This window comes from Rhodococcus sp. 3258 (assembly GCF_031456475.1).
GTDB classification, from domain to species: domain Bacteria; phylum Actinomycetota; class Actinomycetes; order Mycobacteriales; family Mycobacteriaceae; genus Rhodococcoides; species Rhodococcoides fascians.
In genome coordinates this window covers 82,739-93,501 of the sequence record NZ_JAVDUT010000006.1, presented here as the reverse complement: position 1 = coordinate 93,501, position 10,763 = coordinate 82,739, and the positions used below count along the sequence as shown (strand labels likewise).

Annotated in this window: 11 protein-coding genes; 4 read left to right on the top strand and 7 right to left on the bottom strand. The window is 64.8% G+C overall.

The window, feature by feature from the left end:
• Nucleotides 1-4: 4 nt before the first annotated feature.
• The 5 genes from J2X62_RS19080 to J2X62_RS19060 form a co-directional block, all read right to left on the bottom strand.
• Nucleotides 5-1,231: an AI-2E family transporter gene (locus J2X62_RS19080; protein ID WP_222061450.1), complete on the bottom strand. Its 1,227-nt coding sequence runs from the start codon at nucleotides 1,229-1,231 to the stop codon at nucleotides 5-7.
• Between the two features lie 70 nt (nucleotides 1,232-1,301).
• Nucleotides 1,302-1,796 (bottom strand): methylated-DNA--[protein]-cysteine S-methyltransferase, encoded by a 495-nt coding sequence (locus J2X62_RS19075; RefSeq protein WP_174557298.1) that lies wholly within the window; start codon nucleotides 1,794-1,796, stop codon nucleotides 1,302-1,304.
• The gene (locus J2X62_RS19070; protein WP_222061452.1) at nucleotides 1,796-3,262 is read right to left on the bottom strand and encodes an AlkA N-terminal domain-containing protein; all 1,467 of its coding nucleotides are present in this window, start codon (nucleotides 3,260-3,262) and stop codon (nucleotides 1,796-1,798) included. The genes J2X62_RS19075 and J2X62_RS19070 overlap by 1 nt, the downstream gene beginning before the upstream one ends.
• Nucleotides 3,263-3,374: 112 nt before the next feature.
• Complete coding sequence (locus J2X62_RS19065) at nucleotides 3,375-3,545, bottom strand: YbdD/YjiX family protein (protein WP_072692145.1); 171 nt, start codon at nucleotides 3,543-3,545, stop codon at nucleotides 3,375-3,377.
• Complete coding sequence (locus J2X62_RS19060; RefSeq protein ID WP_094622906.1) at nucleotides 3,546-5,819, bottom strand: carbon starvation CstA family protein; 2,274 nt, start codon at nucleotides 5,817-5,819, stop codon at nucleotides 3,546-3,548. It abuts the gene before it with no gap.
• Between the two features lie 194 nt (nucleotides 5,820-6,013).
• On the opposite strand from J2X62_RS19060, the gene J2X62_RS19055 reads away from it, so the two are divergent.
• Nucleotides 6,014-6,316 (top strand): CD225/dispanin family protein, encoded by a 303-nt coding sequence (locus tag J2X62_RS19055; protein ID WP_158514267.1) that lies wholly within the window; start codon nucleotides 6,014-6,016, stop codon nucleotides 6,314-6,316.
• 22 nt (nucleotides 6,317-6,338) lie between these two features.
• On the opposite strand, the gene J2X62_RS19050 is transcribed toward J2X62_RS19055, so the two are convergent.
• The gene (locus J2X62_RS19050) at nucleotides 6,339-7,109 is read right to left on the bottom strand and encodes an SDR family NAD(P)-dependent oxidoreductase (RefSeq protein ID WP_032365335.1); all 771 of its coding nucleotides are present in this window, start codon (nucleotides 7,107-7,109) and stop codon (nucleotides 6,339-6,341) included.
• Nucleotides 7,110-7,211: 102 nt separating this feature from the next.
• Here J2X62_RS19050 and J2X62_RS19045 point away from each other — a divergent pair, with 102 nt between their 5' ends.
• Genes J2X62_RS19045 through ychF form a run of 3 tightly spaced genes read left to right on the top strand, consistent with a single transcriptional unit; the run spans nucleotide 7,212 to nucleotide 9,969 of the window.
• A complete protein-coding gene (locus J2X62_RS19045; protein ID WP_283548995.1) occupies nucleotides 7,212-8,048 on the top strand; it encodes a helix-turn-helix transcriptional regulator in 837 nt (278 codons plus the stop codon).
• Between the two features lie 34 nt (nucleotides 8,049-8,082).
• The gene (locus J2X62_RS19040) at nucleotides 8,083-8,877 is read left to right on the top strand and encodes a TIGR03620 family F420-dependent LLM class oxidoreductase (protein ID WP_032381342.1); all 795 of its coding nucleotides are present in this window, start codon (nucleotides 8,083-8,085) and stop codon (nucleotides 8,875-8,877) included.
• A gap of 12 nt (nucleotides 8,878-8,889) precedes the next feature.
• Nucleotides 8,890-9,969 carry a redox-regulated ATPase YchF gene (gene ychF / locus J2X62_RS19035; protein WP_032369673.1) on the top strand — a complete coding sequence of 360 codons (1,080 nt, stop codon included), beginning with the start codon at nucleotides 8,890-8,892 and terminating at the stop codon, nucleotides 9,967-9,969.
• A 22-nt stretch (nucleotides 9,970-9,991) separates the two neighbouring features.
• On the opposite strand, the gene J2X62_RS19030 is transcribed toward ychF, so the two are convergent.
• Nucleotides 9,992-10,621 (bottom strand): DUF4190 domain-containing protein, encoded by a 630-nt coding sequence (locus J2X62_RS19030; protein WP_283548996.1) that lies wholly within the window; start codon nucleotides 10,619-10,621, stop codon nucleotides 9,992-9,994.
• Between the last annotated feature and the right edge of the window lie 142 nt (nucleotides 10,622-10,763).

Sequence of the window (10,763 nt, the reverse complement as noted above, 5' to 3'; positions counted from 1 at the left end):
GGGGCTACTTCTTCCCCGGCGCAGCCCTGTCGTCCTCTTCCTCGTCCTCGAGGCCGGCCTGTTCGTCGGTCAGTCCCTCGGGTGCGGGGATCTGATCCTCGAGCTCGTCCTGATCGGGCTCGTTCGATCGCTCGTCGATCTGTTCGGAGACGTAGCGAATCAGCACAGCAGCCACCGCGGCAGCGGGCACGGCGAGGAACGCGCCGATGATCCCGAACAGCGAGCTGCCTCCGGTGACGGCCAGCAGCACGATCGCTGGATGCAGATTCATGCTGCGGCTCTGCAGGATCGGCTGCAGCACGTTGCCTTCGAGCTGCTGCACTGCGAGGATGATCGCGAGCACGATCAACGCGGTCGTCAAGCCGTTGGCCACCAATGCGACGAGCACAGCGAGAGCGCCCGCGACGAACGCACCGACGATGGGGATGAAGCCACCGAGGAACGTCAGGGTGGCGAGCACCAATGCCAGCGGGACACCGAGGATCACCAATCCGAGCCCGATGAAGAACGCGTCGATGAAGCTGACGATGGCCTGGGTCCGGATGAAACCGCCCAGCGTCACCCACATGCGGGAGAGGACTTCGCCGAGATGGCGTCCCGCGCGGCCGCCGGAGAATCCGTGCAGCCACGGCAGGAACTTCGGGCCGTCCTTGACGAAGAAGAACGACAGCACGAGCACCAGGGCAAGGGTCACGAGGATGGAACCGGCTGCCGAGACGCCGCTGAACACGCCGGTCGCGATGACGTCGCCGCTGTCTTGCAGCCGCGAGACGATTGCCGATACCGCATTGTCGATCTGGTCGTCGCCGATGTTGAGCGGAGGTCCCTTGAGCCAGTCCTGCACCTGACCGATGCCACCCGACGCCTGATCGACCAACTCGGGAGCCTGCTCGGCCACCGACGGAATGATCAGAGTGATGACCCCGCCGATCACGACGAAGAACACCACGAGCGACACGGACGATGCCAACGCAGGCGGAAAACCAAGGCGCATCATCAATTTCGCAGGTGGCCACAGAACCGTGGCCACGATCACTGCGAGTAGAACCGGTAGCAGAATCACCCAGAGATGACCGATCAGCCAACCGAACACCCACGCGCCGGCCGCGATGGAGATCAGGATGAGCGACCATTTCGCCAGCCAGAGGCCACCGGTTCCGATGAGGTCCCCGCGATCTCGTCCGGACTTCGCGGGCTTCGCAGTACTGCCGGGAACTGCCGATTCGGTCACGGTGGGTCCTCACATTCGGCGGGTGGCGGTTCGTGAAGAACCTTAACGTCCCACTCCGACGCGGTGTCGGTCAGAGCGCCTCGTGGGCCAACAGCCACTTCTTCGTCGGCAGTCCCCAACGGAATCCACCGAGCGCACCGCCGATCCGAACCACTCGGTGGCACGGTACGAACAGGGCGGCGGCATTGCGCGCGCACGCCGACGCGGCACCGCGAATCGCCGTCGGCCGTCCGGACAATTCCGCGAACGCGGAGTACGTCACCGGCGCTCCAGGTTCGACAGTGCGCAGCACGTCCCAGGCGTGCATCAGGAATTCGCCCGATCGTTGTGCGACGTCGATGTCGTCGATGCGGTCGACGTCGCCGCGGTGATAGGAGTCGACAGCTGCGGTGACGGCACCGAGGTCGGTGGCCGAGCGGACGTCGGTGGGTCGCAACGTCGGATGGATCAACACTCGGAGTTCCTCGACATCGGCGGTCCAGCCCGACGCCAGCACGCGCTGATCGGCGTCGACGATGGTGGTGAACGGGCCGATAGGGGTGTCCTGTGTTGCGGAGGTGGCCATCATGCCTGTCTTCTTTCCAGTGCGGTGATCCACAGGTGCATCGAGACGTAGGAGCGCCACGGTGCCCAGCGTTGGGATTTCTTCAGCGAGATGTCCAGCGCCTGCGCGCCTTGCCGGACGACGAGGTCGGTGTCGAGCAGAACGTCGGGGTCGCCCAGCAGTCGCATGACGACATAGCGGGCCGTCCACGGCCCGATTCCCTTGAGCTCGAGCAGTTCTCGTTCCAGATCCGGGCCCTCCCGCGCGGGGTGCAATGTCACCGTTCCCGACGCGATGGCGTCGGCGACGCGGATGACGGTCTGGACCCGAGCCGCCGGGCCGGTGAGGACCTCGTGGCCGCGTTCGGCGATGACGGCAGCGTCGGGGAACAGCCGTCCGACGCGTCCGTCGCCGAAATCCAGTGGTGCCCCGAGCGCGTCGACGAGCCTGGCGGTGTGGGTGGCCGCTGCCTTCAGCGAGATCTGTTGCCCGATGACGGTGCGCAGCAACATCTCCGCCCCGTCGACGACCCCGAGGGCCCTGATACCCGGATGGGCGTCGACGCTCGGCGCGAGTTGGGGGTCGGCGCGTAGGGCTTCGTCGACGGCAAGCGGATCGGCGTCGAGATCGAGCAGGTGTCGAATCCTGGCCACGGCCGGAGCGAGGTCGCGCATGTCCTGCAGAGTCAGTGCGGCGCTGACGAATCCGTCCAGGATGCGCAGTGCCACCAGTCCGGCAGCGTGCGGTAACTGCAGTGAACGCACGTATTCGCCGTCGTCGGAAAACGATTCGATTCCCTCGACCACATGTCCTCGCAGGAACCACTCGACCCAGCCGCGGTCCAGCGGCGGGCGGTAGGGCAGTCGCAACGTGACGGTGCCACCCGCAGTCGCTACGGCCGAGCGGTGCGCTTCTCGTCGCAGGGTCGTCGGATCGACGGAAAAGACCTCTTTGATGGTGTCGTTGAATTGGCGAACGCTCGAGAAGCCGGCGGCGAAGGCGATGTCGGCCATCGACATATCGGTGGTCTGGATCAACGTGCGGGCGGTATGCGCGCGATGGGCGCGAGCCAACGCGAGGGGGCCGGCACCCACTTCTGCCGTCAGAACGCGGGTCAATTGCCGGCTCGAGTAGCCGAGGGTGCTGGCGAGGCCGTCGACGCCCCCGCGCTCGACGGCTCCGTCGGAGATCAGCCGCATCGCACGAGAACTGAGATCCGAGTGGATGTTCCATCGTGGGGAACCGGGGGTGGCGTCGGGCTGGCAACGGCGGCAGGCGCGGTAGCCGGATTGTTGGGCCGCTGCTGCCGTGGCCAAAAACGAGACGTTGCCGGGCTTGGGGGTGCGCGCCGGGCAGGAGGGTCGGCAGTAGATGCCGGTGGTGGAGACGGCGGTGAAGAACTGGCCGTCGAACCGTGCGTCACGCGAGGAGACCGCGCGATAACACCGATCGAAGTCCAGTTCTTGCACCTGCCGTTCGCTGCTCATGCTCCTACTGTGTCAGCGCGATCCCGCCAGTGCTAGCGGAAATCGGACGCGGCTGCGGTCGTGCGCGTTTTGCGTACCGGGAGGGGCGCAAAACGCGCACGAGGGCGAGGCCCTAACAGCATCGAGCCCCTGGGTTTCGGTCCGCTTCCGCGTGCCGGTCCTTCCAGTACTGCCGCACGGTCGGTGGCTCCTGGCCCGGGTGGTGCCGGGCCAGATGCGCGACGTAGCGGTCGTAATCGTGATCACCCATCACCGAGGTAATCCACCACCACAGCCCGCGCATCTAGTGCGCCGACCCGGGGCGTCGAACGGTGCCCGCATCGATCAGTTCGTCCCACTCGGCCTGAATCTGCTTCTCGGCGGGGGTGAGGACGAATCCGGCGGGACCGAAGATCTTCGACGGCACCTCCGGCTCCTCGTTGTCCGGGAGGTCTGCTCCGCGAACGGCCCTGACGCACACGATGACTCCGGCGATGACGACGACCAGGACGAGCACCGCGAAGATGATCGAGAGGGTGCCCTGGATGAACGTGTTGCGGATGACGGCATCGATGGCCTCGGGGGTCTTCGCGCTGCCGAAGCTGCTCAGGCCCTGCTCCTTCGCGTCACGGAACTGAGAATGCTGCGTCCAGTAACCGATGGCCGGGGTGGAGGAGAAGATCTTCTGGTACGAGGCCGTCATCGTGACGATGAGGTCCCAGGCGAGCGGAATGCCGGGGATCCACGCCCATTTGTAGAGCCCTCGTTTGACGACGATCACCATGACCACCGTCAGGGCGATGGCGGCGAGCAACTGATTGGCGATACCGAACAGCGGGAACAGGGTATTGATGCCGCCGAGCGGGTCGGTGACTCCCATGAGAAGGATTGCGCCCCAGGCTGCGACGACGATGAGCGAGCAGATCCATGCACCGGGACGCCACGACGGGTCCTTGAACTTCTTGGCCGAGGCTCCGGGCAGGTTGCCGATGCTGTCGGAGAGCATGAAGCGGGCGACGCGGGTGCCTGCATCGACCGTGGTGAGGATGAACAGTGCCTCGAACATGATCGCGAAGTGGTACCAGAACGACTTGAGCGATTCTCCGCCGAACACCTGATGCAGAACCTCGGACATACCGAACGCCAGCGTCGGAGCGCCGCCGGTACGGGAGATGATCGACTCCTCGCCCACATCGGCTGCGGCCTGGCTCAATTCGGCCGGGGTGATGTCGCCGCCGCTCAGCGGTAATCCGTTGACGTACTCCGCCGCGGTCTCGGGAGTACCGCCGGTCAGCGTCGCCGGTGCGTTCAGCGCGAAGTAGATGTGCTGATCGAGAACGCAGGCGGTGATGAGCGCCATGATGGCGACGAACGACTCGGTGAGCATGCCGCCGTAGCCGATCATGCGCATCTGCTTTTCCTTCTCGAGCAACTTCGGCGTGGTGCCGGAGGAGATCAGAGCGTGGAAACCCGAAAGCGCGCCGCAGGCGATGGTGATGAACAAGAACGGGAACAGCGATCCAGCGAATGCCGGTCCATTGCCCTCGGTGGCGAAGCTCGTCATGGCGGGCATCTGAATCTCGGGGCGCGCGATCAGAATGCCGACGGCCAGCAGCGCGATGGTGCCGACCTTCATGAATGTCGACAGGTAGTCGCGCGGGGCGAGCAGCAGCCACACCGGCAGGATGCAGGCGAGCAGACCGTAGCCGATGAGCAGCCAGGCGACCGTCACCTTGGAGAGGGTGAACCAGTCTGTGCCCCATTCGGTTTCGGCGACCCAGCCGCCGGCGACGATGGCGAGCAGAAGTAGGACGACACCGATGAGCGAGACCTCGGTGACGTTGCCCGGCCGCAGGTAGCGCAGGTACACACCCATGAACAGGGCGATGGGGATGGTCAGCGCGATGGAGAACACGCCCCACGGACTTTCGGCGAGCGCGTTGACGACGACGAGAGCAAGAACCGCGATCAGGATGATCATGATGACGAACACCGCGATCAGCGCGGCGGTTCCGCCGACTACTCCGAGTTCGTCACGGGCCATCTGGCCAAGGCTGCGGCCGTTGCGGCGCGTCGAGATCCACAGCACCAGGAAATCCTGGACGGCCCCGGCGAACACGACGCCGATGATGATCCACATGGTGCCGGGCAGGTAGCCCATCTGGGCAGCCAGAACCGGTCCGACGAGGGGGCCCGCTCCCGCGATTGCGGCGAAGTGATGGCCGAACAGCACCCGACGGTCCGTCGGCATGTAGTCCTTGCCGTTCTCCAAGATCTCGGCGGGCGTGGCTCGGTCGTCGCGAGGAAAGACGATCTTGCGTTCGATCAGTCTGGCGTAGAAGCGAAACGCGAAGATGTAGGTACACACCGCGGCGATGACGAACCAGACTGCGTTGGGATTCTCGCCGCGGACGATGGCGATGATCGTCCAGGCGACGCCGCCGAGCAGGCCGATAACGACGAGCATCAGACGCTTGATCGGCGTCATGGGATGGGAATCGACGACTCCGACAGGTGGTAGGTCGGGGTCTGTCTTCAGCAATTCGACGTGTGGATCGTCGGCCGCTTTCAGTGACATGTGTGGGGTCTCCATGGTCGCAGGTGTGACTGCGATCACCCTATGCGTGACGCACTTGCACGTCCTCGAATCGACACTTCGCGATGCGCCCGGCGGTCACTCGTGTGCGCCGAGTGGCGGCGGCCTGGAACCGGATGGTGCTGGGCTGCGTCGTAGCGGGTGTCATCACTTCATTCATTCGGGGGGAACACCACATGTCGGGACCGTACGAGCAAACTCATCAGCAGAACTTTCCCGCGGCGCAGCCCTTCGCGCCGGTGCTGCCGGCGTCGAACGCAGGGTGGGCAGTGGTGGCAGTCATCTTCTTCTGGCCACTGGCCATCCCCGCGTTCAATCATGCGTTGAAAGTCCATCCACTGTGGTCGATGGGCGATGTCCAAGGCGCGCAGTACTCGTCGCAGCGCGCGGCGTTCTTCGGCAAGCTGTCCCTCATCATCTTCGGCGTCTTCATCGTTCTCTACCTGGCGTTCATCGGCTTGGTCGTCTCGAACATGTGACGGGTCGACGGCGGTGTGCTGATCACCCGCGGGTGACCGAAATACCGCCGTCGACGTAGAGCGTGGTTCCGTGCACCATCGCGGCATCGTCCGAGACCAGGAACAGCACACCGTCGGCGATGTTCTGCGGCGACAGCACCGTGCCTGCCGGGGTTCCGGCCGTCATGGCGTCGAGTACCTGGCGTGCATCCTTGTTGCCCGGAGTCAGAGTCGCTCCGGGCGCGAGGGCGTTCACTCGCACACCGCGTGGGCCGAACTCGGCGGCCCAGCTGCGAGTGAGCTGCTCGTCGGCGGCTTTGGTGGCGGAATACATCGCAGCGAACGGACTGCCCATCGTGGCCATCCACGACCCGATGTTCACGATGACTCCGCTGCCGCGCTCGGCCATGGCCGGTGCGAGCTCACCGACGAGCACGTGCGGCGCTCGGACGTTGACGGCGAGCATGGCATCGAGCTGGTCGTCGGGAAGATCGGCTGTCGCGGTGGCCGGATAGATACCGGCGTTGTTGACGAGAATGTCGACGCGGCCGCCGAGGGTGTCGGTAGTGCGGGCGGCGAACTCGCGAAGTTCTTCGTAGCTGCCGGCGAGATCGACGTCGACGAATGCCGCTGTGCCGCCGGCTTCCGAGATGCGGGCCGCCAGGGCTTTGCCGCGCTCGGCGTCGCGGCCGCTGACGACCACCTTTGCCCCGTGGTCGGCGAGGGTGAGCGCGATGGCCGCACCGATCCCACTGGTCGATCCGGTGACGACGGCGGTGCGTCCATGGAGTTGTGTGGAACTGGAAGATGTCATGACGCCATGTCTACGGTCGCGGAATCGAGCGGACCAGGCGTCGTTCGACCTAGGTCTGTCATGACCAGGTTGGCCATCGCTCGCGTGGCTACTGTGGATTTCGTGAACAACGACAGGTCGGCGCTGAGCGCATTTCTGCGTGATCGACGCGACCGCATCACTCCAGCCGAGGCGGGAGTATCGATCTATCCCGGTGCGCGACGGGTCCCGGGCCTGCGGCGCGAAGAGCTCGCAGCGCTGGCCGGAGTGAGCCCGGATTACTACAGCAAGCTCGAACAGGGTCGCCAGGCCAACGTCTCACCCGAGGTGCTGCGGGCAATTGCTCGGGCGTTGAAACTCGACCAGGTGGAGTCTGCGCACCTGCTCGATCTCGCATCTCCGGCTGTGCCGGTCGGCAGCGCCCCGGAGCGACCGGATCCGGGATTACTCCAGGTGATGCGGGCGCTCGATCACGTGCCGGTGTTACTGCTCGGGCGCTCGGGAACCATCCTGGCCAGCAATGCGCTGGTTCGTGCGGTGTTGAGTCTGCAGTCGTCCGCAGAGGATTCGCTGTTCCACTATCTGTTCCGCAATCCCATCGCGCGCGAGCGAATCGTCAATTGGTCGCAGTTCGCGGCGGCCTCGGTCGCGGCGCTGCGCCGCGATCTTGCTCGTCGACCGGGCGATCCGTCCCTGACTGCGCTGATCGACGAATTGCGTTCGACCGAGCCTTGTTTCGAGCAATGGTGGAGAGATCACGAGGTCGCCGAATTCGCAGGTGCAACCAAGATCATCCAGCACCCGGCGGCGGGCACCCTGCAATTCGGAATCGAGTTTCTGACCTCGCCGAGCGCGCAGGATCAAAGTCTGATCGTCTACACGGTCGAGGAGAATTCCAGTACGGCACACGTCCTGCCGATCCTGGCCAGCTGGGACCCGAATTCGGCGATCACCACTTGACCTGAACCTTGCTAGAGGTCTTAGCGTCGCAGCCATGGACACACTGGGGCTCGGCTCAATCGGCATTTCCATCGACGTGGCACCGTCCTACCTCGACGACGCGCGGGAGTTGGAGACACTCGGTTTCACCTCGTTCTGGCTGCCGGGCGGGCAGCTCGATCGGCTCGGCAGGCTGGCCGATCTGATCCACGCGACCGAGACCGCCACCGTCGTTCCGGGGATCGTGCCGGTCGATGTGTACTCACCTGCACAGACCGGAACACTGTTCGACGAGCTCTCGGACACCGGTCGATTCGTCCTCGGTCTCGGTGGGCCGCAGAGTGCTCGACCTCTCGCTGAGTTGCATAGGTACCTCGACGAACTCGCCGTACCAGTGGATCAGACGCTGCTCGCGGCGCTCGGGCCGAAGAAGTTGGAGATGGCTCGCGACCGCGCGGCCGGCGCGATCGGGTTGCTCGTGACGCCCGAGTGGACGTCGCAGGCGCGCGGTGCGCTCGGTGTGTCGACGTTGGTGGTCGACCAGTTCGTCGTGGTCGAGTCCGATCCGGATCGAGCACGCGCTGCAGCTCGGGAGCCGCTGAGCTTCCTCGCAACCGTTCCCGGTTATCGGCAGAATTTCCTCCGCATGGGGTTCACCGACGCGGATGTCGAGGATCTCAGCAACCGTCTGGTCGACGACCTGGTGGTGTGGGGGAGTGTCGAGGACATCGCCGAGCGGGTGGCCGCTCACCACGCTGCCGGCGCGGATCACGTAGTTCTGGCGCCACTCGGCGCATCGAGTATCGAGGCTGGCCGGGCACTGTCCGAGCTGGCCGTGTCGTCAAAGTAGACTCCATAGACCGTGAGCCTCACCCTCGGAATCGTCGGACTGCCCAACGTCGGCAAGTCCACCCTCTTCAATGCACTGACCAACAACGATGTGCTGGCCGCGAACTATCCGTTCGCGACCATCGAGCCCAATGTCGGCGTGGTCGCGCTGCCAGATCCCCGGCTCGAGAAGCTGGCCGAGGTGTTCGGTTCGGAGAAGCTCGTGCCCGCGCTGGTGTCGTTCGTCGACATCGCCGGCATCGTCAAGGGTGCGTCCGAGGGCGCAGGCCTGGGCAACAAGTTCCTCGCCAACATCCGTGAGGCCGACGCCATCTGTCAGGTCGTGCGCGTCTTCGCCGACGACGACGTGGTGCACGTCGACGGTCGCGTCGACCCGACCGCAGACATCGAGGTCATCGAGACCGAACTCGCGATCGCCGATCTGCAGACTCTCGAGAAGGCGATCCCGCGCCTCGAGAAAGAGGTGCGGATCAAGAAGGACCGCAAGCCGGCGCTCGACGCGGCTCTGGCTGCGCAGGCCGTTCTGAACGACGGCAAGACGCTGTTCTCGGCGAAGGCGAAGCTCGATTTCGAGCTGCTCAGTGAATTCCAGCTGCTCACCACCAAGCCGTTCCTATACGTCTTCAACGCTGACGAGTCGGTGCTGACCGACGACGCGAAGATCGGCGAACTGGCTCGCCTGGTCGCACCCGCCGATGCGGTGTTCCTCGACGCGAAAATCGAGTCGGAGTTGCTCGAACTGGACAAGGAGTCGGCGGCCGAGCTGCTCGAATCCGTCGGTCAGACCGAGCCCGGTCTCGACGCGCTCGCCCGCGCCGGCTTCCACACTCTGGGCTTGCAGACCTACCTCACCGCAGGCCCGAAAGAGGCCCGCGCGTGGACAATTCACCAGGGTGACACCGCACCCCAGGCCGCAGGCGTCATTCACACCGACTTCGAGCGCGGCTTCATCAAGGCCGAAATCGTGTCCTTCGACGACCTCGTCGCCGCAGGTTCGATGGCCTCGGCCAAAGCTGCGGGCAAGGTGCGCATCGAGGGCAAGGACTACGTGATGTCCGACGGCGACGTGGTGGAGTTCCGCTTCAACGTCTGACGGCCGTCGATCCGCAGATCGCCTACGGTCCGGGTGACCAATAGCCGCCACCGTTCGCGCCGTCGGAGACGCAGAACATGTCGAATCCGTCCGGCGAGACCGCAATCCCTCTCGCTGCGGGGTCGCATTCCGACCCTGGCTCCGCATTGCCGTCGATGATCGGTACCGACTGCACCCAATGCGCGCGAGTCGACCCTGCATAGGTGCACTTCAGGAACGTGCCATCGGCGGAGGTTCCGTGATTGTCGACGCCCGGATCGCATGGTCCGTCCACCTCGGGCAGTGAGGCCGAGGGGGCCTCGGTCGCGTCCACAGTGGTCTCGACCGGAGCCGGTGGCTCCGTAGTGGAAGGAACTGTGAACAGTGCGGTAGCCGGTAAGGAGTACGGGACAAGTGTTTCGACGGATGCCGACGTTCTCGGCGTGAGGGAACCGAAGCCGTATACGACAGTTGCGACCACGAGCAGTTCGATCACTCCGATTGCCAAGCCCGCGACGGCAATTCCACGACCGGCAGGTCGCCAGAAAGCCAGGATTCCGAACACTATCGCGACGGGAAACAGTCCCAGGAGAGCTGCAACCAGTGAGATCACAGCGTACGGGTTGACCGGTTCGGTTGCGCGGTTGTCACCTTTGGTGAGATCTACGGTCATCGACTCGTTCCCCGTTCACGGTGTGAAAAAGAGGGTGCGGAAGGTCATTCGGTGCGAACGCTACAGGCATCGGTGTCGGCCAGGTGGCAGTTGTCGTCTGCGCGCACGATCGACCGTCGGCTACGCTCCGAAGCAGTCGAAC

What these genes read in the sequence shown, in the direction of transcription:
- J2X62_RS19070 (WP_222061452.1), bottom strand. Translation starts at nt 3,262, where the DNA reads ATGAGCAGCGAACGGCAGGTGCAAGAACTGGACTTCGATCGGTGTTAT.
- J2X62_RS19075 (WP_174557298.1), bottom strand. Translation starts at nt 1,796, where the DNA reads ATGGCCACCTCCGCAACACAGGACACCCCTATCGGCCCGTTCACCACC.
- J2X62_RS19065 (WP_072692145.1), bottom strand. Translation starts at nt 3,545, where the DNA reads ATGCGCGGGCTGTGGTGGTGGATTACCTCGGTGATGGGTGATCACGAT.
- J2X62_RS19050 (WP_032365335.1), bottom strand. Translation starts at nt 7,109, where the DNA reads ATGACATCTTCCAGTTCCACACAACTCCATGGACGCACCGCCGTCGTC.
- J2X62_RS19040 (WP_032381342.1), top strand. Translation starts at nt 8,083, where the DNA reads ATGGACACACTGGGGCTCGGCTCAATCGGCATTTCCATCGACGTGGCA.
- J2X62_RS19030 (WP_283548996.1), bottom strand. Translation starts at nt 10,621, where the DNA reads ATGACCGTAGATCTCACCAAAGGTGACAACCGCGCAACCGAACCGGTC.
- J2X62_RS19060 (WP_094622906.1), bottom strand. Translation starts at nt 5,819, where the DNA reads ATGTCACTGAAAGCGGCCGACGATCCACACGTCGAATTGCTGAAGACA.
- J2X62_RS19055 (WP_158514267.1), top strand. Translation starts at nt 6,014, where the DNA reads ATGTCGGGACCGTACGAGCAAACTCATCAGCAGAACTTTCCCGCGGCG.